Source organism: Sphingomonas sp. SDUR79 (genome assembly GCF_056821745.1).
The window spans coordinates 307,577-333,288 of the sequence record NZ_JBPDIN010000001.1 but is presented as its reverse complement, the minus strand read 5'-3'; the positions used below and the strand labels follow the sequence as shown (position 1 = coordinate 333,288).

The following is a 25,712-nucleotide window of genomic DNA, read 5'->3' as shown; positions in this document are numbered from 1 at the left end:
TAACGCAATTCCGGTCGAGATCGAGTCGCCTTGATCTCACCATCACCGCCGCCCCGGCCCGCGACCGCGACGTCGCGCTTCTTCGTCGGCGCGACCGTCGATCAGCCGCTGTGCCCGTTCGACCCCCGCCGTCGCCTCGTTGCCGCCCCGCCCGATCAGCGGCGCGGCGCGACGATACAGGGCCAGCGCCTTGTCATACTCCCCCGCCGATTCGGCGCACAGGCCCAGGTCAAAGGTGATCGACGGGTGGTTCGGCGCCTGCACGTCCATCGCCGCCCACGCCGCACAAGCACCGCGCAAGTCGCGCTGGGTCTGCTTGACGATAGCCTTGAACGGCCGCTCCAGCGGCTTGGGCAGGCCGCGCGTGCTCTCGCGGAAGCGGATCGAATAGAGTTCGACCGATGGCACGATGTCGCTGCGCACATTCTCGGCGATGTCGATGATCATCGCGCGGATCGCCTCTTCGGTCGTGCGCGCCGGATTCTGCCCGCGGCACCAGCTGGTCTCATCGCGGCGCGGTCGCGATACACTATAAAGGACACGCCCGCCCGGTCCGCTCAGGCGCAGGTCGGCGTTCACGTTGATCACGCGCCGGGTGCAGTCTTTCTCGACCTCTTCCTCGCGCAGGCATTTGCCATCGCGCTTGCCCCCTTCGCGCTCGACGCAGTCCTTTTCCTTGCGCTTGAACTTCGTTTCCTGAACCCCGGTGACGACATTGCCGTTGATCAGCCCGTCGGCATCGCCGCCGCGCCCGCCGACCAGGTCGAAATGGGTCCGCCCCTCGATGTCCGGCCGCCCCAGCGCGCGTTCGATCGCCAGTGCGAGCTGCATCCCGTCCTCGCCCCCGATCCGCCCGACGCGCAGCGAATCGAGCATCGCGGCGTCGCGATAGGGCGCGGCGAAGCGGCCGGTCATGCGCACGCTTTCCGCCAGAGCGGTCGGCGCGGTCATGGTCATCGCTGCAAGCAACACAGCGGCACGGGTCGGCGTCCACGGCATGGCATTCCCCCTAAATGCGTTTGCGACCGACGGTTTCGCACCCGTTCCCACTTTGGGCAACCCCGTTCCGCCACCGCCGCCGTCATCACATGGTCACACAGGTTGCATCCTTGCCCCCCCTTTGCTAGGCGCGCGCCAACCCATCGGGGGTGCCGCACAGGCACACCTCCGAATCCCCATGGGGCCATTCTAGAGTCCAAGAGGAAACACGCGTCCGTGGATAATTCCGGCGGTATCCAAGCCAGCTTAAGCGGTCGTTACGCGACTGCGCTGTTCGATCTGGCGCGCGAGGGCGGTTCGATCGCAACGGTCGAATCGAGCCTTGCCACGGTCCGCCAAGCGCTGACCGAATCGGCCGACTTTGCGGCGCTGACCAAAAGCCCGCTGCTCGGTCGCGATCAGGCGGCGCGGGGCGTCGCGGCTGCGGCGGGCGCGATGCAGCTCGATCCGCTCACCACCCGCTTCCTCGGCGTGCTGGCCCAGAATCGCCGCCTGTCGGCGCTGCCCGGCATGATCCGCGACTTCGGCACGCTCGCGGCGCACCACCGCGGCGAAGTGACCGCAGCGGTCACTTCTGCCCACCCGCTCGACGCGGCGCAGGTGGCCGAACTCAAGACGCAGCTGCGCGCCCGCGTCGGCCGCGACGTCACCGTCGACCTGTCGGTCGATCCCTCGCTCCTTGGCGGGCTGGTCGTGAAGATCGGCTCCCAGATGATCGACAGCTCGATCAAGACCCGTCTCAATTCCCTCGCGCATGCGATGAAAGGCTGAAAGCTAGAACCATGGATATCCGCGCCGCAGAAATCTCCAAGGTCATCAAGGACCAGATCGCCAATTTCGGCACCGAGGCAGAGGTCAGCGAGACCGGCCAGGTGCTGAGCGTGGGTGACGGCATTGCGCGCGTCCACGGCCTCGACAATGTCCAGGCGGGCGAAATGGTCGAATTCGCCAATGGCGTTCAGGGCATGGCGCTGAACCTTGAGGCGGACAATGTCGGCATCGTGATCTTCGGCTCGGACTCGGAGATCAAGGAAGGCGACGTCGTCAAGCGCACCGGCACCATCGTCGACGTTCCGGTCGGCAAGGGTCTGCTCGGCCGCGTGGTCGATGGCCTTGGCAACCCGATCGACGGCAAGGGCCCGATCGTCTCCGACCAGCGCTCGCGCGTCGAAGTGAAGGCTCCGGGCATCATCCCGCGCAAGTCGGTGCATGAGCCGGTGCAGACCGGCCTAAAGGCGATCGACGCACTCGTCCCCGTCGGCCGTGGCCAGCGCGAGCTGATCATCGGCGACCGTCAGACCGGCAAGTCGGCCGTGGCGATCGACACCTTCATCAACCAGAAGACCGTCAACGCCGGCACCGACGAGAGCAAGAAGCTCTATTGCGTGTACGTCGCCGTCGGCCAGAAGCGCTCGACCGTCGCACAGCTCGTCCGCACGCTCGAAGAAAATGGCGCGATGGAATATTCGATCGTGGTCGCCGCGACCGCATCGGACCCCGCCCCGCTTCAGTTCCTCGCGCCCTACACCGGCTGCGCGATGGGCGAATATTTCCGCGACAACGGCATGCACGCCGTGATCGTCTATGACGATCTGTCGAAGCAGGCCGTCGCCTATCGCCAGATGTCGCTGCTGCTGCGCCGCCCGCCGGGCCGCGAAGCCTATCCCGGCGACGTCTTCTATCTGCACAGCCGCCTGCTCGAGCGCGCGGCGAAGCTGAACGAGGACAATGGCTCGGGCTCGCTGACCGCGCTGCCGATCATCGAGACACAGGCAGGCGACGTGTCGGCCTACATCCCGACCAACGTGATCTCGATCACCGACGGCCAGATCTTCCTTGAAACCGACCTGTTCTTCGCGGGCATCCGCCCGGCGATCAACGTCGGCCTGTCGGTGTCGCGCGTCGGTTCGTCGGCGCAGACCAAGGCGATGAAGAAGGTGTCGGGCTCGATCAAGCTCGAGCTCGCCCAGTATCGCGAAATGGCCGCGTTCGCGCAGTTCGGTTCGGACCTCGATGCCTCGACGCAGAAGCTGCTCAACCGCGGCGCGCGCCTGACCGAGCTGCTCAAGCAGCCGCAGTTCTCGCCGCTGCCGTTCGAAGAGCAGACCGTGTCGATCTTCGCCGGCACCAACGGCTATATCGATAGCGTCGCAGTGAACGATGTCGTCCGCTACGAGGCCGCGATGCTCGCCGAAATGCGCAGCAAGCACGCCGACATCCTCGCCGCGATCCGCGACAGCAAGGATCTGAGCGACGACACCAAGGCGAAGCTCAAGGACGCGCTCGCCGCGTTCGGCAAGACGTTCGCGTAAGACACAAGTGTAACCGTCATCCCCGCGAAGGCGGGGATCCATTCTGGCTAGGCTCTCGATAGAGCCGCAACGGCAGCGATAATGGATTCCCGCCTTCGCGGGAATGACGAACAAGGGAATTACGGACTTGGCCTCGCTTAAAGCCCTCAAAGTGCGGATCAACTCGGTCAAATCGACCCAGAAGATCACCAAGGCGATGAAGATGGTCGCCGCCGCCAAGCTGCGCCGCGCGCAGGAAGCGGCGGAGGCCGGGCGTCCCTATGCGCAGCGGCTGGAACAGGTCGTCGCCAGTCTCGCGTCGAAGGTCGCGGGCGGCCCCGGCGTGTCGCCGCTGCTCGCCGGCACCGGCAAGGATCAGGTCCATCTGTTCGTCGTCGCGACCAGCGACAAGGGCCTGGCCGGTGCGTTCAACACCAACATCGCCCGCCTCGCGCGTCGCCGCGCACAGGAGCTGATCGCCCAGGGGAAGACCGTCAAATTCTACACCATCGGCCGCAAGGGCCGCGCGGTGCTGAACCGGCTCTACCCGAACAGCTTCGTCCACTCGATCGAGCCCGGCGACCTCGGCAAGCTCGGCTTTGCCGATGCGCGCGGCTATGCCGACGACCTCATCGCGCGGTTCGAAGCGGGCGAATATGACGTCGCGCACCTGTTCTATTCGAACTTCAAGTCGGTCCTGACGCAGGAGCCGACCGAGCAGCAGTTGATCCCGGTCAAGATCCCCGACGTCGTGGTTGAGGATGCCGGCTCGGCGGTGGTGGAATATGAACCCGACGAGGAAGCGATCCTCGCCGACCTGCTGCCGCGCAACGTCGCGATCCAGCTCTACCGCGCGATCCGTGAGAACGCCGCGTCGGAACAGGGCAGCAAGATGACCGCGATGGACAATGCCACGCGCAACGCGGGCGACCTGATCAAGCGGCTGTCGATCCAGTACAACCGCGCACGTCAGGCCGCGATCACGACCGAGCTGGTCGAGATCATCTCGGGCGCTGAGGCACTGTAAGATGCGCGCGTTTCTCCTCCTCACTGCGACCATCGCGCTCGCAGGCTGCAACCAGCAGCCTGCCGAGCAACCGACGCTTGCGCAGAATGAGGCGGCGGCGCGCGAGGCGGCGGCGGACCTCAAGGGCTGGGACCGCGTGTTCGGCTTCCCGACCGAGACGATCGGTCGCCTCAACCAGTACGGCTATCGCCTCGCCCCTTATGCGGCGGCGCAGACCGGCTTTGCGGCGAAGGGCGCGGCGATCACGCTGTCGCAGTCCGATGCCAAGTCGCCGAACACCGGCACCGTGACCGTCACCGGCCCGGATGCAGAGACGATCGACACGATCACCTTTGCTTTGTCGCTGACCGACGACGCCAATGCCGAAACCGCGAAGAAGCGGCTGACCGACATCGTCCGCGCGTTCCTGTTCCAGTATCGCATCGACGACAAGAAGGCGCTCGACGCCATCGCCAAGGAACAGGCGTTCGACGGCACGATCGGCACCGCGCCGATCGCCATTGCCATCGACAAGGGCGACGCCGCCCGCACCCTGACCGTGACTTTCCGCCGCCCCTCCGCTACGGCCCCGGCCGAGGCGATGGTCGACAACTCCCAGCAACCCTGATCGCATTCGCCAAGCAAGGACTTGAAGAACATGGCAACCGCAGCCCCCACCGCAGAAAAGCCCGCGCGCAAGCCGCGCGCGACCAAGCCCAAGGCGGACAGCGCCGCAACGGCGGCACCCGTCGCCGCAGCCGGCCAGGGCCGCATCGCGCAGGTCATCGGCGCGGTCGTCGACGTCAGCTTCACCGGCGAACTGCCGGCGATTCTCTCGGCGCTCGAAACCGACAATAACGGCACGCGCCTCGTCCTCGAAGTCGCGCAGCATCTGGGCGAGAGCACCGTCCGCACGATCGCGATGGACTCGACCGAAGGTCTGACCCGCGGCCAGTCGGTCACTGCCACCGGCGCACAGATTCAGGTTCCGGTCGGCCCGGCAACGCTCGGCCGCATCCTCAACGTCGTCGGTGAGCCGATCGACGAGCGCGGCCCGGTTGCCACCGACCTGCGCGCCCCGATCCATGCCGAAGCCCCGCTGTTCGTCGACCAGTCGACCGAAAGCGCGATCCTCGTCACCGGCATCAAGGTCATCGACCTGCTCGCGCCTTACGCAAAGGGCGGCAAGATCGGCCTGTTCGGCGGCGCCGGCGTGGGCAAGACGGTTCTCATTCAGGAACTGATCAACAACATCGCCAAGGGCCATGGCGGCACCTCGGTCTTCGCGGGCGTCGGTGAGCGTACCCGTGAGGGCAACGACCTGTATCACGAATTCCTCGACGCGGGCGTGATCGCCAAGGACGCCGACGGCAACGCGATCAGCGAAGGATCGAAGGTTGCGCTGGTCTATGGCCAGATGAACGAACCGCCGGGCGCCCGCGCGCGCGTCGCGCTGTCGGGCCTGACGATCGCCGAATATTTCCGCGATGTCGAAGGCCAGGACGTGCTGTTCTTCGTCGACAACATCTTCCGCTTCACCCAGGCGGGCGCGGAAGTGTCGGCACTGCTCGGCCGTATCCCGTCGGCGGTGGGCTATCAGCCGACCCTGTCGACCGACATGGGCGCGCTGCAGGAGCGCATCACCTCGACCAACAAGGGCTCGATCACCTCGGTTCAGGCCGTGTACGTCCCCGCGGACGATCTTACCGACCCGGCACCTGCAACTTCGTTCGCCCACTTGGACGCGACCACGGTTCTCAACCGTGCGATCTCGGAACTCGGCATCTACCCGGCGGTCGATCCGCTGGACTCGACCAGCCGCGTGCTCGAGCCGCGCGTTGTCGGCCAGGAGCATTACGAAACTGCACGCGCCGTCCAGTCGACCCTGCAGAAGTACAAGTCGCTGCAGGACATCATCGCGATCCTCGGCATGGACGAGCTGAGCGAAGAGGATAAGCTGACCGTCGCCCGCGCGCGCAAGATCCAGCGCTTCCTATCGCAGCCGTTCCACGTCGCCGAAGTCTTCACCGGCATCCCGGGCGCGTTCGTGCAGCTGGAAGACACGATCAAGTCGTTCAAGGCGGTCGTGAACGGCGAATATGACCACCTGCCCGAATCGGCCTTCTACATGGTCGGCGGCATCGACGACGTCGTCGCCAAGGCCGCCAAGATGGCCGCCGAGGCGTAAGCCAGTTTCCCCTCCCGCTTGCGGGAGGGGCTAGGGGAGGGCCTGTCCACACGGGCCATCCTCGATCGTTACAGGCCCTCCCCCGACCCCTCCCGCAAGCGGGAGGGGGGAGAAATTGAAATGCTGCACTTCGAACTCGTGACCCCGGAAAAGCTGCTCCGCTCGGAGGACGTCCACATGGTGGTGGTCCCCGGCAGCGAGGGCGATTTCGGCGTGCTGGAGGGCCATGCGCCCTTCATGTCGACGATCCGCGACGGCAATATCGAAATCTACAAGACCGCGTCGAACCAGTCGCCGGAACTGATCCGCGTCGAGGGTGGCTTTGCCGAGGTCAATGAAAAGGGCCTGACGGTCCTCGCCGAAAAGGCCGGCTGATTCTTTAGCCATTGCCGGAATCGAAAAGGCCGCAGGGGCAACCCTGCGGCCTTTTTCATGCGCCCTGCGCTGCCCTTACCCGCGCTGATACTCCATCGCACTCGCCCAACCCTTGGCGGTCCCACGCTCAACCTTCAGCGCGTCGCCGGTGCGGGTGAAGCGCAGCCGTGCGGTGCCTGCCTTGGTCGGCATTTCAAACGTCACGCTCTGCGCATCGCGCGCAACTTCGGTAAACCGGCTCGGCGGGATGGCGGGAAGGGTGATGTCCAGCACCGCCTTTTCCCCCATTGCATCGAACGCCAGCTCTGCCTTCGCGCCCTTCATCGCCCCGCTCGTCCCCTCTTCGCTGCACGAAACACCCAGCTTCGTCGGGTCGCAGCGCATCTCGAGCCCGTTGCCGCGCCACGTCCCGCCCAGCCAGTCGAGATGGCGGTTCGTCACGGCTGCATCCACCACGACCGGCGCAGGTGCCGTTGCCAGCCCGGTCGGGGCGGCGAACATGGTGAACAGCGAAACGAGGAAAGTGAGCATCTGAAAACCCCTGTGATCGATTAGCGCAGCCGTCCTTGCATTGCTCGCCCCGCCCCGCCACGGTCAGGATCGGTCAGTGCACCCGGTTGAAGGTCCAGCGCATCGCTTTGCTGCCATCCGCCAGAGAAATTTCGGCGGTCAGCATGTCGCCGGTGCGACGATACTGAATCCGCTGCGGATAGTCATGCGTCGCGTTGACGAACGTCACCCCGTCCTTGCCCGCGACTGCCCGAAACGGCACCGGCGGCTTGCCCCCCGGCTGGGGCAGATAGACCGCAATGTCGCCCTCCAGCGTGATTCGCAGGAATTCGAACGCGACCGTCTTGCCGTCCTTCACGGTCTGCGACGTGCCGAGCATCGTCCCGCCCGCCGCCTGTTGCCACGTCTCGCAGGTCTGGCCTTGCGGACCATCGGCGCCGCACCAGCGCCCGGCCAGCCATTCGGGAAGCCCGGTGCTGCCGTCGGATCCCGTTGCGGCCAGCGGCATCGCCAACGCCGCCAGCAATAATGTTGTCCCGATCATCCCAATCTCCCTCTGGTCCCGCGCTGACAATAGCCACGCAGCGATCGGCTGGCTTGAACCGTTACGACATGCGAGGCTCTGGCGATGGACTATCGTGAGACTCCGCCCCCGCCCGGCCTCGAGGGTTTCGTTGCCGCGATCTGGACGCTGGATGTCGGCGGGGCGCCCGGCGATTGGGTCGCGCACGAAGCGGTGCCCGATGGCTGCATCGAGGTGATCCGTCGCCATGCCGGCCGTTCGGTGTGGCGCACCGAGCAGCCGCCGCTGTTCGTCACCGGCCTCGCGCTGCGTCCGGCTGCGCTCCGCTTCAGCGGCGACGCGCGATTTACCGCCATCCGCCTGTGGCCATGGGGCTGGCACGCGCTCGGCGGCAGCCGCTGTGCCGATTTTGCCGATGACTGGCGGGGCGTTGCGGAGGACAGCCCGTTCGCAGCGCTGCTTCCGATCGACGGCGCGCATCCTGCCCGACTGGCCGCCGCCTTTGCCGGGCGGCCCCAACACCCGATCGATCTGATTCGCCACGTCGATAGCATCGGTGCGCTCGCCCGCCGCAGCGGCCTTTCGCCGCGCCAGATTCAGCGTATCTTCGCGCGGGAGATCGGAATGCCGCCGCGCAGCTACCTGCGCCTGCTCCGCTTTCGCGAAGCGGTGGCCGGGGTACAGGGCAAAGCCGCCCGCCTCGCCGATATGGCCGCCGCCTCGGGCTATGCCGACCAGGCGCACATGACCCGCGAATTTCGGGCGTTGGGCGGGCTTTCCCCCGGCACCACGCGCCGCCGCGCCGCCGGACCGTTCGTCGCGGCGCGCGACGAGCCGACGATGGATGGTTAGGAACTTGTAAAACCTTGGCGGTTATCCCCGTGCCGACAGCGGATAGCGGGGAGCCGAGGTGAGCGCATTTGGACGTCGTAGCGGACCGGGAGCCGGGTCGGGACGCCCTGCCTTCGGCGTTGCGCGCCCGATGCAGGGCGGCGGCGCGTCGCGGCCCAGCGAACCGATGGGCGGCGAGCAATTCCCGCCGCTCCATGACGTGCCCCTTCCCGGCGCAGCGCAACTGCCGCCCGAGCCGGTTTCCGGCGGCGGCATGGCTGCGCAGAATACGAGTGAGGCGATGCAACGGCTCGCCGACCGTCAGGCCGCGACCGGCGAACCGAGCAGCTCGCGGATCGAAGGCTTCGAAGCATCAATCCACCGCATCAAGGAACAGGTGCTTCCGCGCCTGCTCGAACGCGTCGATCCCGAAGCTGCCGCGACGCTCAACAAGGATGAGCTGGCCGAGGAATTCCGCCCGATCATCGGCGAGGTGCTGGCGGAGCTCAAGCTCACGCTCAACCGCCGCGAACAGTTCGCGCTCGAAAAAGTGCTGGTCGACGAACTGCTCGGCCTTGGCCCGCTTGAAGAATTGCTGGGCGACAGCTCGATCAGCGACATCATGGTCAACGGCCCCGAACAGACCTTTGTCGAGCGCAAGGGCAAGCTCGAGCTGGCCAACATCCAGTTCCGCGACGAAGAGCATCTGTTCCAGATCGCACAGCGCATCTGCAACTCGGTCGGTCGCCGCGTCGACCAGACCACCCCGCTCGCCGACGCGCGGCTCAAGGACGGCAGTCGCGTCAACGTGATCGTGCCGCCGCTGTCCTTGCGCGGCACCGCGATCTCGATCCGTAAATTCTCCGACAAGCCGATCACGCTCGACATGATGGCGGGCTTCGGATCGATGTCGACCAAGATGGCGACGATGCTGAAGATCGCCGGCGCCTGCCGTTTCAACATCGTCATCTCGGGCGGCACGGGTTCGGGCAAGACGACGATGCTCAACGCCCTGTCGAAGATGATCGACCCGGGCGAGCGCGTGCTGACGATCGAGGACGCGGCCGAACTGCGCCTGCAGCAGCCGCACTGGCTGCCGCTCGAAACCCGCCCGCCGAACCTGGAGGGTCAGGGCGAGATCACGATCCGTGACCTGGTCAAGAACGCGCTGCGTATGCGCCCGGACCGCATCATCCTGGGCGAAATTCGCGGACCTGAGTGCTTCGACCTTCTGTCCGCGATGAACACCGGCCATGACGGGTCGATGTGTACGCTCCACTCCAACTCCCCGCGCGAGTGCCTGGGGCGTATGGAAAACATGGTGCTGATGGGCGACATCAAGATCCCGAAGGAGGCGATCAGCCGCCAGATCGCGGATTCGGTCGACCTGATCGTTCAGGTCAAGCGCCTGCGCGACGGCAGCCGCCGCGTCACCAACATCACCGAGGTGATCGGGATGGAAGGCCCCGTCATCGTGACGCAGGAGCTGTTCAAGTTCGAATATCTCGACGAAAGCGCCGACGGCAAGATCATCGGCGAGTATCGCTCGATGGGCCTGCGCCCCTATACGCTTGAAAAGGCGCGTTCGTTCGGCTTCGACCATGCGCTGCTGGAAGCGTGTCTCTGATCGCAGCTGCGCTGCGGCGCGGTACCGGCCCGCTCCCCCGCCCGGCCACCCACCAAAGATACCCTGAAGTGGGTGGCCGGGCGGGGGAGCGGGCCGGCACCGCCAACAGACGACTCCCTCAACGGGACATTAACCACGACCGCAACTGCTGGCGCATATCCGCCCCGCGCCTAGCATCGCGCGGATGGGGTTCCGCACGCCAATGATCCTGCTCGCCGCCCTGATCGGCCTTGCCGCACCGGCGCAGCGCGTCGTCGCGGCGCCAGCGGTGATGCACCTTTCCGCCGACAGCGAGGCACGCTGGGTCAGTTTCGAAGTGACGGAAGGCAACCAGATCCGCTTCCGCACCCAGCTCAACGGACGCTGGGTCGATGCGCTGCTCGACACCGGCGTGACCGACACCGCCATCACCGCGCGCTTTGCCCGCGCCGCCGGGCTCAAGCCACTCGTCGCTGGCCGCGCCGATGCGATCGGGGGCAGCGTCGCCTTGTCCTGGACCGGCATCGACCGGGTCGAGGTCGGCGGGCTGGTCCGCACGGGCGGGCGGGTCGCGATCATCGATGCCGATCCACGCGTCACCGGTAGCGCACCGGTCGACCTGTTCGTCGGCTCCGACCTGCTCGCCGGTCATGCGCTCGAGATCGACTACGACGCCCAGCGCTTCCGCCTGCTCCCCAGCGGGCGTCTGCCGTTCCGCGGCGTGACCCTGCCGCTGCGCCTGGCCGAGCGATCGGGCCTGTATCTCAGCGAACTCGATCTGGGCGGCCGCAATGTCCGCCCGGTCATCGTGGATACCGGCGATGGCGGCATGGTCAGTCTGACCCGCAGTTTCTGGCAAGCGAGCGCCCCCGGTTCCGTTCGCACGACCACGGCAATCGCCTGGGGCCTGGGCGGGGTGGTGGAGAATGAGGTTGCCGTCCTCCCGAAACTGCGCATCGGCGGCCTTGCTGCGGAGGTCGAGTTGCGGGTCGAGGCAGATACCGGCTTTTCCGCACGCAAGGGCGCGGCGGGGCGGATCGGCGGCGGACTGTTGCGCCGCCACCGCGTGCTGCTCGACCCACGTGCGGGGCGGATGGTGCTGGCGAGCGGCGCGCGCGCCGACTGGCCGGTGACGCGATCGACCAGCGGCCTGATGGTCGCGCAAGAGTCCGACCGCCTGCGCGTGCTGCATGTCATGCGGGGAAGTCCGGCGGCGACCAGCGGCTGGCGCGCGGGCACGCTGATCTGTGCGATCGATGGCGCACCGGCCGCTGCTGCCCCGCGCGACTGGGCGACGGGCACCCCGGGCCGCCATATCCGCCTGACTCTGTGCGACGGCACAGAACGCACCCTGACGCTCGCCAGCTTTTACTGAGTCACACGCCCTTCAGGGCCAGCGCGGCTCCGACGATGGCGAGCAGCAGCGCCATCACCTGAATGAACGTCCAGGGCATCCAGCCGACCCGGTCCAGATCAGCACGCTTGCCGCGCCGCCACTCCGCGACACCGCTCACGCCGACCAGCGCGACCATCGCGCCTACCCCGATCCATAACGGCCCTTGCATCGCCCCGCGCCCCACTCCAAACCACGCTCCAGAACAGAGAGGAGCCGTCCATGCGCTACACCCTGCCCGCCATCGCTCTATCCGCAGTCGCCCTGACCGCAGCCGCCGCCATCGGCGCGCCCCAGATGGGCAAGCCCAGTGCCGATTTGAAGGCTGCCGTTGCCGCATCCACCCGCACGCCTGCCAATGTCGCCCGCGACAAATACCGCAACCCGGCTGAAACGCTCGCCTTTTTCGGGGTGAAGCCTTCGCACACGGTGGTGGAACTGTGGCCGGGCGGCGGCTGGTATACCGAAATCCTTGCGCCCTATCTCAAGAAGGGCGGCGGCACGCTCTATGCAGCGGCCCCCTGGCCCAATGGAGTCAAGGGCACACAGACGCTGCAGGCGAAGAATGCCGACCTCTATGGCGCAGTCAAGCTCGCCGCCTTCCCCGCCGCAGATGACGCGCCCACAGTTCCCGCTGGCAGCGCCGATGTCGTCCTCACCTTCCGCAACGTTCACAACTGGAAGATGGGCACCACCGACCGCAGCGCCGAAGCCTTCAAGCAGATTTTCGCAATGCTCAAGCCCGGCGGGACGCTTGGCATCGTCGACCACCGGCTGCCCGAATCGGCCGACTCGGCGCGCGAGAAGACTAGCGGCTATGTGAAGGTCTCGACCGTCCGCAAACTGGCCGAGGAGGCGGGATTCAAGTTCGTCGCCGCGTCGGAGGTGAATGCCAATCCCAAGGACACGGCCGACTGGAAGGACGGCGTCTGGACGCTGCCCCCGGTGCTGCGCCTCAAGGATGTTGATCGCGCCAAATATGAGGCAATCGGCGAAAGCGACCGCATGACGCTCAAATTCCGCAAGCCCAACCCCGGCGTGCGGGGCGGCTGACGCAGATTGGGGGCGGCCCGCGCCGCCCCCGCCACCTCATTGTTTGTGCACCACCCCCGCGCGCATCACGAAGCCGACCGATTTCAGCACGCGCACATCCTTCAGCGGATCGCCGCTAACCGCGATGATGTCGGCGCTCTTGCCCGGCTCGATGCTGCCCACTTCCTTGGCCAGCCCCAGCAGATCAGCGGCGTTGACCGTCGCCGCCGCAATAGCCTGCATCGGCGTCATGCCATGCTTGACCAGCAGCTCGAACTCGTCGGCATTGCGCCCGTGTTTGGACACGCCGGCATCGGTGCCGAACGCGATCCTGACGCCCGCCGGCACCGCCTTTTCCAGCGCCTTGCCAGTGATGCCGATGCGCCAGTCGATCTTCGCGCGCACTGCGGGCGGATAGGCATTGGGATCCTTCGCGATCCGCTCCAGATAGCCGTTCACGGTCGACAGCGTCGGGACATAATAGGCCCCCGACTTCTTGAAGAGCGCAATCGCCTCGTCATCCATCAGCGTGCCGTGCTCGACCGAATCCGCACCCATCTTCAGCGCCAGCGTAATGCCGTCCGCGCCATGGGCATGCACCGCGACCTTCTTGCCATAGAGGCGCGCGGTCTCGACGATCGCGCGGGCCTCGTCGTCGAACATCTGCTTGCCAAGCCCAGCGCCGATGCGGCTGTTGACCCCGCCGGTGGTCGCGATCTTGATCACGTCCACGCCGCGTGCGACCTGATTGCGCACCGCCTTGCGACATGCGTCCGCGCCATCGCACAGGTTTTCGGTGCTGATCACCGGGTGCAGGTCCTCGACCACCCCCAGCCGCCGATCCATATGGCCCGAAGTGGTGGAGATCGACCGCCCGGCATCGACGATGCGCGGCCCATCGGCCCAGCCCCGCGCAATCGCCTCACGCAGCGCCAGCGTCGCGCCGTCGTCGCCCAGATTGCGGACGGTGGTGAACCCCGCCATCAGCGTCTTGCGCGCATTCCACTGCGCCTCGAACGCGCCCAGCTCCTTGCTCTCGGTAAAGCCCGCCAGCAGCCCTTCCTGCCCGGCGCGGTCGGAGCCGAGGTGCACATGGCTGTCGATCAGCCCGGGCAGCACCGTCTTGTCCTTCAGGTCGATGACCGGCGCATCGCCCAGCGGCATGACATGGCCGTCATAGACGCCGACGATCCGGTCGCCCCTGACCGCGATCGTGCTCGCGCCGCGCGGTGCCTGCCCCGGTCGGTCGAGCAGCGCGCCGGCATGGATGTAGCGATCGACCTGAGCCGGTTCTTGGGCGAGTGCCGACCCCGCCAGCAGGGCTGCAGCCGCAATGGCGACCAAGGATTTCATGCACTTCCCCCATTCAGAACGCGAATGGGCGAAGGCTATTGCGCTCAGCCGAGCTTGTCGACCTGATCCTTGAGCGCCGACAGCTGCGCCTTGAGCGCGGCGATCTCGTCATCCTTGCTCTTCTCGGGCGCGCCAGCGGCGGGCTTGGCTGCTGCTGCACCAGCTGCTGCGGAACCGGGCTTGAACGCCTCGGCCGCCGCTTCGAACATCTGCAGATTCCGCTTGGCAATCTCGGCAAAGGGCGAGTTGGCGAACGCGCCCTCGACCGCGCTCTTGAACTGCTCCTGATTGCGGCGGAAGCTTTCCATCGATGCTTCCAGATAGCCCGGCACCATTGCCTGCATCGAATCGCCATAGAGCGCGATCAGCTGGCGCAGGAAGTTGACCGGCAACAGCGTCTGGCCGCGCGCCTCTTCTTCCATGATGATCTGGGTCAGCACATTGTGCGTGATGTCTTCGTCGGTCTTGGCATCGACGACCTTGAAATCGCGCCCCTCGCGCGTCATCGCGGCGAGATGGTCGAGCGTGATGTAGGACGAGCTTTCGGTATTGTAGAGGCGCCGGTTGGCGTATTTCTTGATGATGACCGGGCCGTCCGTCTGCGCTGTCTTTTTCATGCTCGCCCCCAAGGGTATTTGACATGGCCCTAACATCTTTCATTGCCGCATCGCAACACGGGCCGCGCCCCCTGCCGCTGTTTCTCGACTTGCTGCGCGAAGAAACCGCAGCATCGCCCGAACGGCGCGCAGCGGCGCTGGCGGGGCTGGCGGCCTATCAGGCGGCCCGCCGACCCCTCCCACGCCGGGCCATGCCGATGGTGGCGCAGGCGGGCCGGGCCACGCTACGCGATTATGGCGGAACGGGGAGTCCGGTGGTGTTCGTGCCATCGCTGATCAATCCGCCGATGATTCTCGACATGCGCTACCGCCGCTCGCTGCTGCGCTGGCTGTCGCGGCAAGGGGTCCGCCCGCTGCTGGTCGACTGGGGCACGCCAACCCCGGCCGAGCGCAGTCAGGACGTGGCGCAGCATGTCGAGCAAATGCTGATCCCGCTGCTGCGCAGCATCGGCGAGCCGGTGGCGCTGGCCGGCTATTGCCTCGGCGGCACAATCGCGGCGGCGGCGGCGCAGGCGGTGCCGGTGCGCGGCCTCGCGCTGATCGCCGCGCCGTGGCAGTTCGAGCGGTTCGGGCCGGACGCGTTGGGACAGATCGACTCGATCTGGCAGGCGGCGCACGACACCTGCGACACGCTCGGCCTCGTGCCGATGGAGGTGCTTCAGGCCGGCTTCTGGCAACTCGACCCGGCGCGCACGATCGCCAAGTTCGAAAAGTTCGCCCGGCTCGACCCCGCCAGCACGGCGGCCAAGAATTTCGTGGTGCTGGAGGATTGGGCCAATGCCGGCGCGCCGCTGACCTTCGCCGCCGGACGCCAGATGTTCGACGATTTCTTCACCGCCGACCTGCCCGGGCAAGGGAAATGGCGCGTAGCGGGGAACCTCATCGACCCGCTCACCCTGCCCTGCCCCACGGTCGAGTTCGTCTCACTCACCGACCGCATCGTCCCTGCGGGCAGCGCGGTCGGCTTCGCCGATCAACGCAAGCTGCGCCTCGGCCATGTCGGGATGGTCGTCGGCTCGTCGGCGCGACAGTTTCTGTGGCAACCGCTTGCCGACTGGCTAACCGGCCTCCCCGCCCCTAAATAGCCCGCAACCAAGTTCAGGAGCCCCTCGATGACCGAAGTCGTGATCACCGCCGCCAAGCGCACCCCCGTCGGCAGCTTCCTCGGCGCCTTCGCCGCCACCCCCGCGCATGAGCTTGGCCGCATCGCGATCGAGGCTGCGCTGGCGCAGGCGGGCGTGTTGGGCGAAGAGGTTTCGGAAGTGATCCTGGGCCAGGTGCTCACCGCCGCGCAGGGCCAGAACCCCGCCCGCCAGGCGTCGATGGCGGCAGGCGTGCCCAAGGAGGTCCCGGCATGGGGCCTCAACCAGGTGTGCGGTTCCGGTCTGCGCGCGGTCGCGCTCGCGGCACAGGCGGTGCAGACCGGCGATGCCACGATCGTCGTCGCGGGCGGCCAGGAATCGATGTCACTCGCCGCGCACGCCCAGACGCTGCGCGCCGGCGCGAAGATGGGCGACGTCGCTTTGGTCGATACGATGATCAAGGACGGCCTGACCGACGTCTTCAACGGCTATCACATGGGAATCACCGCGGAAAACCTCGCCGAGCAATATCAGGTCGGTCGCGGCGAGCAGGACGAATTCGCCGTCCGCTCGCAGAACCTTGCCGAAGCCGCGCGCGCCGAAGGTCGCTTCACGGACGAGATCGCGCCGGTCACGATCAAGGGCCGCAAGGGCGACACGATCGTCGATCAGGACGAATATATCCGCGCCGGCGCAACGCTGGACGGCATTGCAGGCCTGCGCCCTGCGTTCAAGAAGGACGGCACGGTCACGGCAGGCAACGCATCGGGCCTCAACGACGGCGCGGCGGCGCTGGTGGTGATGAGCCGCGAAGAAGCCGAAAAGCGCGGCGCACCGATCCTCGCCACCATCAAGAGCTGGGCAACTGCCGGCGTTGATCCGTCGATCATGGGCATCGGCCCCGTCCCGGCGTCGAAAAAGGCGCTGGAAAAGGCCGGCTGGACCGTCGCTGACCTCGACCTGATCGAAGCCAATGAGGCGTTTGCGGCCCAGGCGCTGTGCGTTGGCAAGGAACTCGGATTCGATCCCGCCAAGGTAAACGTCAATGGCGGCGCGATTGCGATCGGCCATCCGATCGGCGCCAGCGGCGCGCGCGTGCTGACCACGCTGATCTATGAAATGGCGCGCCGCGATGCAAAAAAGGGACTCGCGACTCTCTGCATCGGCGGGGGCATGGGCATCGCCATGTGCGTCGAACGCAACGGCTGATTCCCTAAGGTTTGAATTAGTTCACGCTAACGTCCAGTTTTGAAATTTTATGTCGCTTGATTCGTGTTGCACCGCACCATTGTGGCAATGTTGCAACACGATGACGGCGAATCTGACAGAACCGGGACGCTTTTGCTTGCGCTAGGCTGAACAAAACGGTTTCCTCTGTGACGAACCGGCATTCAGCCGGGTCGAAGGGGAATCATATGAACATTAGTCGTCTTCTGGCGGCGACCGCGCTTGCGAGTGCGAGCTTCGCTGTTCCGCAAGTCGCTCTTGCGCAGACCGCCACGCCAACGCCTGCGCCAACCACCGCTCAGGATGAAGCGGAAGAGGAAGAATCCACGACCGAAGTGACCGTCACGGGTTCGCGCATCCGTCGCGACACCTTCTCGACGGTCGAGCCGATCACCGTGGTGACCAAGCAGGAAATCACGCAGTCGGGCTTCGCAAGCGCGACCGACGCGCTGCAGAGCGCCGAAGTGACGGCTGGCGCTGGCCAGATCAACAACTTCTACGGCGGTTTCGTGACCGCTGGCGGCACCGGCGCCAACACGCTCGGCCTGCGCAACCTCGGCCCGGCGCGTACGCTGGTCCTGCTGAACGGTCGCCGCATCGCGCCGGCCGGTACGCGCGGCAACGTCCTCGCGGCCGACCTTAACGTCCTTCCGACGTCCATCGTCGAGCGGATCGAAGTCCTGAAGGCTGGCGCTTCGTCGGTCTATGGTTCGGACGCGATCGCAGGCGTTGTGAATATCATCACCGATACCACGACGCGCGGCCTGACGCTCGAAGCGCAGGCCAACATTCCTGAAGTCGGTGCCGGCGTCGATCGCCGCATTTCGGCGACCTTCGGGTTTGAGAGCGGTCCGCTCAACGTCATCGGCTCGGTCGAATATCGTCAGCGTGACGCGATGACCCTGGCCGACCGCGACTTCACCAAGTGCCCGATCCCCGGCTTCCGCCTCGACGCGGATTCGCCGATCGGTTCGGACGATCCGTATCCGCTGGGTGACCCGCGCAACTGCTTCACCATCGACAATGGTGGTGTGACGATCAACACCCTGGGTCTCCCGAACCGCACGGGTATCGGTCGTACCAGCGGCACGCTCGCCACCTTTAACCGCTTCGTGCCCGCGCCTGGCCAGGGCGGTGGCGCGACCCCGGGCTATCTCGGCGTCGGCCTCTACGACCGTGACAGCTTCGACCCGCGTAGCCAGGAAGAAGAGCTGATCACCCCGGTCAAGACCTACACCGGGTTCCTTGCTGCCAGCTATGACATCGACGGCCTCGGCAATGCCGAACTCTACGGTGAATTGCTCGCTACGCGTCGCCAGTCGTCGTCGAAGCTGTATCGCCAGCTCTCGATCGACTATCTGCGCGGCAGCCCGCTGCTCCCGGTGGAATTCCGCAACGGCGTGTTCGCCAACCCGACCAACACCAGCAGCGGTCAGCAAATCGCGGCCCGCGCGTTCGTCGGCTTTGGCCTGACCGACTCGTCGCAGGAAGTCGATTATGTGCGTGCCGGCCTCGGCATTCGCGGCGATTTCTTCCTGAGCGGCTGGCGCTATGACGTGTACGCTGGCAAGTCGTTCACCGACGGCACCTACGAGATCGACTCGTTCCTGATCGATCGCGTTGCCGCCTCGACCAACGTCGTGCAAAACACCGACGGTTCGTTCAGCTGCGCTTCGGCCGCGACCTTCGCAAACTGCGTCGCCGCTCCGGCACTCAGTGCGGCGGTGATCGGCGGCAACCTGCCGCAGGCATGGCGCGACTATATCCTGCAGAACACGATCGGGACCACCAAGTTCCGCGAGGCCACCTTCGTCGCCGCAATCGACGGTCCGGTGTTCGCACTTCCGGGTGGCGATGTGCAGCTCGCGCTCGGCGTCGAGTATCGTGAGCAGGAAATCGACGATACGCCGGATGAAAACTCGATCCGCGGTAACCTGCTCGGCCTGACCGCCGGTACGCCGACCCGCGGCAAGGACAACGTCAAGGAAGCCTTTGCCGAAGTCTATCTGCCGATCCTGTCGGGCCGTCCGTTCTTTGAGAACGTGAACCTGAACGCTTCGGTGCGCTACACCGATTATGCGTCCTATGGTTCGGACGTGACCTACAAGTTCGCGGGCGAGTGGGAGTTCTTCAAGGGCTTCGGCATCCGCGGCAGCTATGGCACCTCCTATCGTGCACCGGCGCTCGCCGAGCAGTTCCTGGGCTCGACCAGTGGCTTCCTCGGCGCGGCCAACGATCCTTGCGATGGTGACAACTTCCCGCAGGATCCGGATGGTGCCGGTCCGCTTCCGCGGCCGCCCTACAGCGTGGCTCAGCAGACTCGGGCGAACAACTGCGCTGCCGTCGGCATCAACGTCGAGACGTTCCAGCAGAACAACGGGATCACGTCGCTCACCCGTGGCGGTGCGGAAACCGGCCTGTCTGCGGAAACCTCGACCAACTGGTCGGTGGGTGCCGTGCTTCAGCCGCGCATTGCCGCTGGTACGACCCTCGCCCTTGCGATCGACTATTTCGATATCAAGGTGACGAACGGCGTGTCCTCCCTCGGCGGGACGACGATCCTTAACCGTTGTTACGGCGCAACGGACTTCGACCCGAACGGTGGCTTCTGCCGCTTCGTCCAGCGTGACGCCAACCAGGCGCTCACGGTGACCAGCGGTTACGTGAACCTCGCGACTGACGTCGTGAAGGGTTTCGAAGCCTCGGCACGCTTCGCCACCGACCTGTTCGGCGGTCGCCTGACGATCAACGCCAACGTCACCAAGTACACCGAACAGTCGGACAAGGTCTTCCCGGAGGAAATCCTGCTCGACTCCAACGGTACGCTGAACGTGCCGGACTGGGTTGGTTCGGGTGACGTCAGCTTCCGTTCGGGCCCGGTCACGGCGCGTTACGGCATCACCTGGTTCGATGGTTCGAGCGGCACTGCCGAATACAACCAGACCAGCCGCACCACCGGTGTGGTGAACCAGGCCAACGTCGACATCCTCAACACCTTCTACCAGATTGAGGTGCCGTCGTACTTCCTGCATAACGCGTCGGTTCAGTTCAACGTTAACAAGAAGTTCGAACTGACCATGGGCGTGCGTAACCTGTTCGACACCGAACCGCCTCAGGTCACGGTGTACTACACCACGATCGGTAACGCGCCGCTCTATTCAGGCTACGACTATACCGGCCGTCAGGTGTTCATCAACACGACCTTCAAGTTCTAATCAGAACTTCGAAAACTTCGGGGCCGTCTGTCATTCGACAGGCGGCCCTTTTTATTTGGCCGAAGCGCGCACAAAAAAATGGGCCAGCGGGGATAACCCGCTGACCCATATTCATTCGGCGAAAACCGCTTATTTCGTGTCGGACTTCACGCGCTCATAGGGCACGAAATCGCCGAGCACGACAAACCCGCTCCACATCCGCGAGGTGCGGTCGACCAGATCGATCTTGTCGACATTGCACAGCTGGCTGCCATAGATTTTGGTGACAAGGATCTCATCGTCGTTCAGCTGATCGGCCCCGCCGCGCGGGCGGTTGACATAGAGCTTTGATCCGGCGCGATAGACGATCGCAGTCTTGTCGATGATCGTGCTCTGGTCGAGCCGCGAATGCGGCAGACAGCGCACGGGCTTTCCGGCAACCCGGCCTTCAAGCATCTTGGCGAGCTCGGCCTCGCCCTTCGGATAAGGTTTCTGATCGGCCGTTGCGGCGCCCGGCAGGGCCAGGGCGGCAAGGGCGGCGGCGGCAAATGCAAGTCGCATGACGTTCCACTCCTCTGTTACCCATGATGGTATCGCATCGCGCCTTTCGCAACGCTGAACCAATTACACCTTCAGCCCCAAATCCGGTCGTACCGCGCGCTAAGTCCGGTCAGCAGCTCATATTGCGACAACGCCGACAGCGCGGACATGGCAGGCAAATCATAGTCCATCGCCAGCCAGTCGCCCTCTGCCAGCTCCGGCGCCGCGCTCACGTCCACTGCGGTCAGGTCCATCGACACCCGCCCGATCACCGGCAACACGCGATCGTCCAGCATGGCCCGCCCCTTGCCCGAAAAGCAGCGCAGATAGCCATCGGCATAGCCCAGATTGACGATCGCCACTTCGGTATCGGCGGTCGCGGTCCAGGTCAGGTTATACCCCACGCTTGCGCCCGCCGGGACCAGCCGCCGCTGCAAAATCTGCGCCTCAGGCGTCACCACCTGACGAATCCGCCCGGCCAGCGCGGGCACCGGCACCGCACCGTAGAGCGCAACACCAGGTCGCGTCAGGTCGAACGCATAATCCGGACCGAGCGCAATTCCGGCCGAATTGGCCAGGCTCATCCGCCGCGCCTGCGTCCGGTCGCGCAACGCCGCAAGGCTGTCGCGCTGCTGCGCGTTCAGCGGCGAATCGTCATCCGCGCAAGCCAGATGACTCATCAGCGTCTCGACCTGCATGCCGTCGAGCAGCCCTGCGGCAACATCCTCGGGCCGAATGCCGAGCCGGTTCATGCCAGTATCGACCATGACGTCGCACGCGCCACCCCCGGCATCACGCCAGCGGCGCAGCTGCTGCACACTGTTGAGCACCGGGCGCGCATGGGGCGACGCCAGCGCGACGGCCATGTCGTCTTCGCGCACACCGTGCAGGACGGATACGGCGACGCCTGCATCCGCCAGCGCCAGCGCCTCGCGCCACGTCGCAACAAAGAAATCGCGACACCCCGCCTCCGCCAGATGGCGCACCACCTCCGGCGCGCCCAGGCCATAGCCATTGGCCTTGACCGCAGCGCCGCACGCTGCCGTACCGCTCATCGCGGCCAGCGTGCGCCAGTTGGCGACCAGCGCGTCGCGGTCGAGACGCAGGCGGAGCGGGGAAGCGATCATCCCGCCCGGTTAGGCATCGCGCGCCATCCCCGCAATCACTGCTGAACCAGATCGCGTTCCTTGAGGAAAAACACCGTCACCGCCAACGCCATCGCCACCACGATCCAGGTGTACCACAGCCCCGCATAGGGATCGCCGCTCTTGGCCACCATATATTGGCTAATCAGCGGCAGGAATCCGCCAAAATAGCCGGTGCCGATATGATAGGGGATCGACATCGAGCTGTAGCGGATGCGCGGCGGGAACAGTTCGGTCAGCAGCGCGGCAACCGGGCCATAGGTCGCGCCCGACAGCGCCGCCAGCGCGACGATCGCGATCAGGATCAGCACCAGATCGACCGTCCCCGGCGTCACGCGCTCAAGCGAATAGCCCGACTCGGCGAGCGCCTTGTCGATATCGACCGACGTGTTCGAAACCACCGGGATGCTGCCGATCGCGACCGATGCCGACGGAGTCACCTCCTGCGTATAGGGAATGCCTTTCTTCGACAGATAATCCATCAACTGCCCGCACGTCGTCGATTGCCGCGCGGCAAAGGGATCATAGGCGCAGTCTGGCCCGGAAACGACCACCGGCGCGCGCTTCGCCGCCTCCGCCAGCCCCGGATTGGCGGCATGCCCCATCGCCCAGAACAGCGGGAACAGCAGCAACAGGGTGAAGCCATAACCAAGGACGATCGGCTTTTTGCGCCCGATCTTGTCGCTCAATTTGCCGAACAGGATGAACCAGAACAGCCCCGCCGCCGCGCCCCCGGCGGCGAGCAATTGCGCCACCACCGGCTCGACCCGCATCGGCCCCTGCAGGAACGACAGGACCGAGAAGGTCGCCGTGTACCAGATCACGGTAAGCCCGGCCGCGATGCCGAACAAGGCGACCAGCAACCGCCGCCAGTTGCCGGGATAGGTGAAGCTCTCCTTCAGCGGATTGCGCGCAATCTCGCCCGACGCCTTCATCGCCTTGAACACCGGGCTTTCGTTAAGCTTCACCCGCATCCACAGCGAGATGGCGAGCAAGGCAATCGAGAAGATGAACGGCAGACGCCAGCCCCAATCGTCAAACGCCCCCGCCGGCATGCTGAACCGCGTGATCAGAACGACCGCCAGGCTCAGGATGAACCCGGCCGACACGCTCGCCTGTATGAAGCTGGTGTGATAGCCTGCGCGGCCCGGCGGCGAATGTTCCGCGACATAGATCGCCGCCCCGCCATATTCACCGCCCAGCGCCAGCCCCTGCAGGATGCGCAGGCCGATCACGATCATCGGCGCGGCAACGCCGATGCTGGCGTAGGATGGGACGAGGCCAACGCCCGCAGTGGCGATGCCCATCAGCGTGATGGTGACGAGGAAGGTATATTTGCGCCCGAGCTTGTCGCCCAGATATCCGAACAGCACCGCACCCAGCGGCCGGAACCCGAACCCGACGGCGAACCCCGCCCAGGCATAAAGCGCCTCTAGCACCGGATTGCCGGTCGCGAAAAAGGTGCGCCCGATGATCCCCGACGCGGCGAGCGTGCCGTAGATGAAGAAATCATACCATTCGAACACGGTGCCCAGCGACGACGCGGTCACCACCTGCCGCATTTCCGCCCTGCTCGGCTCGCGCTGTTTCGACGCCTCGTCCGCTGTGGTCGCCATGTTCAGAATCCCCCAATCCCTTTGGTGCAAGGGTTTAACGGGTTGGGAGGGGGCGGCAAGGGGCAACCAAATGCCTCTCCTGCTCCGCGGGGGAGGTGGCAGCACGAAGTGCTGACGGAGGGGCGGCCGCGCAGACGGCCGAAACGGCTCGACAAAATTCTGCCCTCTGCGGGGCAGCCCCTCCACCACCGCTTCGCGGCGGTCCCCCTCCCCTGAGCGAGCTCAGGGGAGGAATTGGATTGCGCCGCAGTTGGGCCTAAAGCGCCCACATGCTCCGTCTCTCCGGCCTCAACCTCCCGCTGAACCATGCACCCGAAGCGATTCCCGCCGCGATCTGCGATCGGCTCGGCATCGCACGCGCTGATTTGAAAAGCTGGACGCTGTTCAAGCGCGGCAACGACGCGCGCCGCCGCAACGCGATTCAGCTGGTCTACACCTTCGACCTCGACCTCGCCGACGAAGCCGCGGTGCTTGCCCGCTTCCCCGACGACAAGGATGTCCGCCCCACCCCCGACATGGCCTATCGCCCGCCGGTCACCGCACCCGCGGACTGGTCGGGGAAGCGCCCGGTGGTCATTGGCGCAGGGCCGTGCGGCATCTTCGCGGGCCTCATCCTCGCGCAGATGGGCTTCCGCCCGATCATCCTCGATCGCGGCAAGGTCGTGCGGCAACGGACCAAGGACACCTGGGGCCTGTGGCGGCGCAGCGAGCTCAACCCCGACAGCAATGTCCAGTTCGGTGAAGGCGGCGCGGGCACCTTTTCCGACGGCAAGCTCTACTGCCGGGTCAAGGACCCCCGCTTCCTCGGCCGCAAGGTGCTGGAGGAGTTCGTCAAGGCCGGCGCACCCGACGACATATTGTGGGAGGCGCACCCGCATATCGGCACCTTCCGCCTCGTCACCATGGTCGAAAGCATGCGCGCGGCGATCGAGGATCTGGGCGGCGAATATCGCTGGCAGACCCGCGTCGATGACATCGAACTGGATGCAAATCGCAACATCCGCGCCCTGCATCTGCACGACGGCGGCTTCATCGAAACCGATCAGGTCGTCCTCGCCGTCGGCCACAGCGCGCGCCCGACCTTCGAAATGCTCCACCGTCGCGGCGTGCATGTCGAGGCGAAGCCGTTCGCGATCGGCGTGCGGATCGAACATCCACAGGCGTGGATCGACACCGCCCGCTTCGGCACTTGCGCCAAACACCCCGATCTCGGCCCCGCCGCCTATTCGGTGGTCCACCACGCCTCGAACGGGCGCAGCGTTTACAGCTTCTGCATGTGTCCCGGCGGTCGCGTCGTCGCCGCGACCAGCGAAGAGGGGCGCGTCGTCACCAACGGCATGAGCCAATATTCGCGCGCCGAATTTAACGCCAACTCCGGCCTGGTCGTCGCGATCGACCCCGCGCGCGACTATCCCGATGGTCCGCTCGCGGGCCTCGCACTCCAGCGCCATTTCGAGGATCTGGCGTTCGTCGCCGGCGGCTCCAACTATAACGCCCCGGTCCAGCGCGTCGGCGACCTGCTCGCCGACCGCGCCTCGACCGCGATCGGCGAGGTTGTGCCGAGCTACAAGCCCGGCGTGACACCGACCGACCTGTCCGCCTGCCTGCCTTCCTTCGCGATTGAGGCGTTCCGCGAGGCGCTGCCCATCTTCGGCCGCCGCATCGCCAATTACGACCATCCCGACGCGATCATGACCGGGGTCGAAACGCGCACGTCCAGCCCGATCCGCATCACACGCAACGGCGATTTTCAGAGCCTCAACACCCCCGGCCTGTTCCCGGCGGGCGAAGGTGCAGGTTATGCCGGTGGCATTCTCTCCGCCGCGATTGACGGCATCAAGGTCGCCGAAGCCGTGGCTGCGCGGTTGGTCGCCTGACTAATCCTCCCCCGCCAGGGGGAGGTGGCACGCGCAGCGTGACGGAGGGGGAGGAAGGGGTTGGACAGGAGGCGATAGGGCACAGCCGTCCTCCCCCTCCGTCGCCTACGGCGCCACCTCCCCCTTGCGGGGGAGGATTGAGAAGCAACCCGCTTAAAAACCCATCTTATTGCAACTAATTCGCACGAGCAAAGATTTCTTGACGGCGGGCAATTCGTCGGTTGCCCAGCCTCTATAATGCGCCTAAGGCGCCTCCGTCCCTGCGGCCAATAGTAGGACGGGCCGCCCAACGCATGTTCAGGGAGGC

The 25,712-nt window shown here is 65.8% G+C and carries 23 protein-coding genes; 14 read left to right on the top strand and 9 right to left on the bottom strand.

Features of this window, described 5'->3' with window-relative positions:
- Positions 1–42: 42 nt before the first annotated feature.
- Positions 43–999, bottom strand: coding sequence for a hypothetical protein (locus tag ACRYLO_RS01475; protein ID WP_482658529.1), 957 nt, complete (start codon positions 997–999; stop codon positions 43–45).
- A gap of 216 nt (positions 1,000–1,215) precedes the next feature.
- On the opposite strand from ACRYLO_RS01475, the gene ACRYLO_RS01470 reads away from it, so the two are divergent.
- The 6 genes from ACRYLO_RS01470 to ACRYLO_RS01445 all read left to right on the top strand — a co-directional run bounded on the left by ACRYLO_RS01470 (position 1,216) and on the right by ACRYLO_RS01445 (position 6,859).
- Positions 1,216–1,770: a F0F1 ATP synthase subunit delta gene (locus ACRYLO_RS01470; protein WP_482658528.1), complete on the top strand. Its 555-nt coding sequence runs from the start codon at positions 1,216–1,218 to the stop codon at positions 1,768–1,770.
- Positions 1,771–1,781: 11 nt separating this feature from the next.
- Positions 1,782–3,311 carry a F0F1 ATP synthase subunit alpha gene (gene atpA / locus ACRYLO_RS01465; RefSeq protein ID WP_482658527.1) on the top strand — a complete coding sequence of 510 codons (1,530 nt, stop codon included), beginning with the start codon at positions 1,782–1,784 and terminating at the stop codon, positions 3,309–3,311.
- A gap of 127 nt (positions 3,312–3,438) precedes the next feature.
- Positions 3,439–4,317, top strand: a complete 879-nt coding sequence (locus ACRYLO_RS01460) for a F0F1 ATP synthase subunit gamma (protein ID WP_482658526.1) — start codon at positions 3,439–3,441, stop codon at positions 4,315–4,317.
- Position 4,318: 1 nt separating this feature from the next.
- On the top strand, positions 4,319–4,924 hold the full coding sequence (locus ACRYLO_RS01455) for a DUF6030 family protein (RefSeq protein WP_482658525.1): 606 nt from the start codon (positions 4,319–4,321) through the stop codon (positions 4,922–4,924).
- Between the two features lie 30 nt (positions 4,925–4,954).
- Positions 4,955–6,484, top strand: coding sequence for a F0F1 ATP synthase subunit beta (gene atpD, locus ACRYLO_RS01450; RefSeq protein WP_482658524.1), 1,530 nt, complete (start codon positions 4,955–4,957; stop codon positions 6,482–6,484).
- A 120-nt stretch (positions 6,485–6,604) separates the two neighbouring features.
- Complete coding sequence (locus ACRYLO_RS01445; protein WP_482658523.1) at positions 6,605–6,859, top strand: ATP synthase F1 subunit epsilon; 255 nt, start codon at positions 6,605–6,607, stop codon at positions 6,857–6,859.
- A 75-nt stretch (positions 6,860–6,934) separates the two neighbouring features.
- Here the strand turns inward: ACRYLO_RS01445 and ACRYLO_RS01440 are convergent, their stop codons facing one another.
- A complete protein-coding gene (locus tag ACRYLO_RS01440) occupies positions 6,935–7,390 on the bottom strand; it encodes a hypothetical protein (RefSeq protein ID WP_482658522.1) in 456 nt (151 codons plus the stop codon).
- Positions 7,391–7,463: 73 nt separating this feature from the next.
- Entirely contained in the window at positions 7,464–7,913 is a 450-nt protein-coding gene (locus tag ACRYLO_RS01435; RefSeq protein ID WP_482658521.1) for a DUF6265 family protein, read from the bottom strand.
- An 84-nt stretch (positions 7,914–7,997) separates the two neighbouring features.
- Between ACRYLO_RS01435 and ACRYLO_RS01430 the strand changes: the two genes are divergently transcribed.
- The 3 genes from ACRYLO_RS01430 (at position 7,998) to ACRYLO_RS01420 (ending at position 11,704) form a co-directional block, all read left to right on the top strand.
- Positions 7,998–8,744 carry an AraC family transcriptional regulator gene (locus tag ACRYLO_RS01430; protein WP_482658520.1) on the top strand — a complete coding sequence of 249 codons (747 nt, stop codon included), beginning with the start codon at positions 7,998–8,000 and terminating at the stop codon, positions 8,742–8,744.
- Positions 8,745–8,802: 58 nt separating this feature from the next.
- Positions 8,803–10,350, top strand: a complete 1,548-nt coding sequence (locus ACRYLO_RS01425) for a TadA family conjugal transfer-associated ATPase (protein ID WP_294018546.1) — start codon at positions 8,803–8,805, stop codon at positions 10,348–10,350.
- A gap of 184 nt (positions 10,351–10,534) precedes the next feature.
- Positions 10,535–11,704 (top strand): aspartyl protease family protein, encoded by a 1,170-nt coding sequence (locus tag ACRYLO_RS01420; protein WP_482658519.1) that lies wholly within the window; start codon positions 10,535–10,537, stop codon positions 11,702–11,704.
- 1 nt (position 11,705) lies between these two features.
- Here the strand turns inward: ACRYLO_RS01420 and ACRYLO_RS01415 are convergent, their stop codons facing one another.
- A complete protein-coding gene (locus ACRYLO_RS01415) occupies positions 11,706–11,894 on the bottom strand; it encodes a hypothetical protein (protein WP_482658518.1) in 189 nt (62 codons plus the stop codon).
- Between the two features lie 50 nt (positions 11,895–11,944).
- On the opposite strand from ACRYLO_RS01415, the gene ACRYLO_RS01410 reads away from it, so the two are divergent.
- Positions 11,945–12,775 carry a class I SAM-dependent methyltransferase gene (locus ACRYLO_RS01410; protein WP_482658517.1) on the top strand — a complete coding sequence of 277 codons (831 nt, stop codon included), beginning with the start codon at positions 11,945–11,947 and terminating at the stop codon, positions 12,773–12,775.
- Positions 12,776–12,811: 36 nt separating this feature from the next.
- Here ACRYLO_RS01410 and ACRYLO_RS01405 read toward each other — a convergent pair whose 3' ends face one another.
- Entirely contained in the window at positions 12,812–14,107 is a 1,296-nt protein-coding gene (locus ACRYLO_RS01405) for a metal-dependent hydrolase family protein (protein ID WP_482658516.1), read from the bottom strand.
- A gap of 44 nt (positions 14,108–14,151) precedes the next feature.
- Positions 14,152–14,724 carry a polyhydroxyalkanoate synthesis repressor PhaR gene (phaR, locus tag ACRYLO_RS01400; protein ID WP_482658515.1) on the bottom strand — a complete coding sequence of 191 codons (573 nt, stop codon included), beginning with the start codon at positions 14,722–14,724 and terminating at the stop codon, positions 14,152–14,154.
- 23 nt (positions 14,725–14,747) lie between these two features.
- Between phaR and ACRYLO_RS01395 the strand changes: the two genes are divergently transcribed.
- From ACRYLO_RS01395 to ACRYLO_RS01385, 3 genes are all read left to right on the top strand, one after another.
- Positions 14,748–15,809, top strand: coding sequence for an alpha/beta fold hydrolase (locus ACRYLO_RS01395; RefSeq protein WP_482658514.1), 1,062 nt, complete (start codon positions 14,748–14,750; stop codon positions 15,807–15,809).
- A gap of 27 nt (positions 15,810–15,836) precedes the next feature.
- Complete coding sequence (locus ACRYLO_RS01390) at positions 15,837–17,015, top strand: acetyl-CoA C-acetyltransferase (RefSeq protein ID WP_482658513.1); 1,179 nt, start codon at positions 15,837–15,839, stop codon at positions 17,013–17,015.
- 206 nt (positions 17,016–17,221) lie between these two features.
- Positions 17,222–20,248, top strand: coding sequence for a TonB-dependent receptor domain-containing protein (locus ACRYLO_RS01385; RefSeq protein ID WP_482658512.1), 3,027 nt, complete (start codon positions 17,222–17,224; stop codon positions 20,246–20,248).
- A gap of 129 nt (positions 20,249–20,377) precedes the next feature.
- On the opposite strand, the gene ACRYLO_RS01380 is transcribed toward ACRYLO_RS01385, so the two are convergent.
- The 3 genes from ACRYLO_RS01380 to ACRYLO_RS01370 form a co-directional block, all read right to left on the bottom strand.
- Complete coding sequence (locus ACRYLO_RS01380; protein ID WP_482658511.1) at positions 20,378–20,788, bottom strand: hypothetical protein; 411 nt, start codon at positions 20,786–20,788, stop codon at positions 20,378–20,380.
- Between the two features lie 71 nt (positions 20,789–20,859).
- The gene (gene alr, locus ACRYLO_RS01375) at positions 20,860–21,894 is read right to left on the bottom strand and encodes an alanine racemase (protein ID WP_482658510.1); all 1,035 of its coding nucleotides are present in this window, start codon (positions 21,892–21,894) and stop codon (positions 20,860–20,862) included.
- A 35-nt stretch (positions 21,895–21,929) separates the two neighbouring features.
- Positions 21,930–23,528 carry an MFS transporter gene (locus ACRYLO_RS01370; RefSeq protein WP_482658509.1) on the bottom strand — a complete coding sequence of 533 codons (1,599 nt, stop codon included), beginning with the start codon at positions 23,526–23,528 and terminating at the stop codon, positions 21,930–21,932.
- A 269-nt stretch (positions 23,529–23,797) separates the two neighbouring features.
- Between ACRYLO_RS01370 and ACRYLO_RS01365 the strand changes: the two genes are divergently transcribed.
- Positions 23,798–25,405, top strand: a complete 1,608-nt coding sequence (locus tag ACRYLO_RS01365; protein ID WP_482658508.1) for an NAD(P)/FAD-dependent oxidoreductase — start codon at positions 23,798–23,800, stop codon at positions 25,403–25,405.
- Positions 25,406–25,712: the final 307 nt, after the last annotated feature.

Excerpts from the sequence above, each read along its gene's own strand:
- ACRYLO_RS01475 (WP_482658529.1), bottom strand. The coding sequence starts at position 999 with ATGCCGTGGACGCCGACCCGTGCCGCTGTGTTGCTTGCAGCGATGACC.
- atpA (WP_482658527.1), top strand. The coding sequence starts at position 1,782 with ATGGATATCCGCGCCGCAGAAATCTCCAAGGTCATCAAGGACCAGATC.
- ACRYLO_RS01455 (WP_482658525.1), top strand. The coding sequence starts at position 4,319 with ATGCGCGCGTTTCTCCTCCTCACTGCGACCATCGCGCTCGCAGGCTGC.
- atpD (WP_482658524.1), top strand. The coding sequence starts at position 4,955 with ATGGCAACCGCAGCCCCCACCGCAGAAAAGCCCGCGCGCAAGCCGCGC.
- ACRYLO_RS01445 (WP_482658523.1), top strand. The coding sequence starts at position 6,605 with ATGCTGCACTTCGAACTCGTGACCCCGGAAAAGCTGCTCCGCTCGGAG.
- ACRYLO_RS01440 (WP_482658522.1), bottom strand. The coding sequence starts at position 7,390 with ATGCTCACTTTCCTCGTTTCGCTGTTCACCATGTTCGCCGCCCCGACC.
- ACRYLO_RS01435 (WP_482658521.1), bottom strand. The coding sequence starts at position 7,913 with ATGATCGGGACAACATTATTGCTGGCGGCGTTGGCGATGCCGCTGGCC.
- ACRYLO_RS01430 (WP_482658520.1), top strand. The coding sequence starts at position 7,998 with ATGGACTATCGTGAGACTCCGCCCCCGCCCGGCCTCGAGGGTTTCGTT.
- ACRYLO_RS01420 (WP_482658519.1), top strand. The coding sequence starts at position 10,535 with ATGGGGTTCCGCACGCCAATGATCCTGCTCGCCGCCCTGATCGGCCTT.
- ACRYLO_RS01415 (WP_482658518.1), bottom strand. The coding sequence starts at position 11,894 with ATGCAAGGGCCGTTATGGATCGGGGTAGGCGCGATGGTCGCGCTGGTC.
- ACRYLO_RS01410 (WP_482658517.1), top strand. The coding sequence starts at position 11,945 with ATGCGCTACACCCTGCCCGCCATCGCTCTATCCGCAGTCGCCCTGACC.
- ACRYLO_RS01405 (WP_482658516.1), bottom strand. The coding sequence starts at position 14,107 with ATGAAATCCTTGGTCGCCATTGCGGCTGCAGCCCTGCTGGCGGGGTCG.
- phaR (WP_482658515.1), bottom strand. The coding sequence starts at position 14,724 with ATGAAAAAGACAGCGCAGACGGACGGCCCGGTCATCATCAAGAAATAC.
- ACRYLO_RS01395 (WP_482658514.1), top strand. The coding sequence starts at position 14,748 with ATGGCCCTAACATCTTTCATTGCCGCATCGCAACACGGGCCGCGCCCC.
- ACRYLO_RS01390 (WP_482658513.1), top strand. The coding sequence starts at position 15,837 with ATGACCGAAGTCGTGATCACCGCCGCCAAGCGCACCCCCGTCGGCAGC.
- ACRYLO_RS01385 (WP_482658512.1), top strand. The coding sequence starts at position 17,222 with ATGAACATTAGTCGTCTTCTGGCGGCGACCGCGCTTGCGAGTGCGAGC.
- ACRYLO_RS01380 (WP_482658511.1), bottom strand. The coding sequence starts at position 20,788 with ATGCGACTTGCATTTGCCGCCGCCGCCCTTGCCGCCCTGGCCCTGCCG.
- alr (WP_482658510.1), bottom strand. The coding sequence starts at position 21,894 with ATGATCGCTTCCCCGCTCCGCCTGCGTCTCGACCGCGACGCGCTGGTC.
- ACRYLO_RS01370 (WP_482658509.1), bottom strand. The coding sequence starts at position 23,528 with ATGGCGACCACAGCGGACGAGGCGTCGAAACAGCGCGAGCCGAGCAGG.
- ACRYLO_RS01365 (WP_482658508.1), top strand. The coding sequence starts at position 23,798 with ATGCTCCGTCTCTCCGGCCTCAACCTCCCGCTGAACCATGCACCCGAA.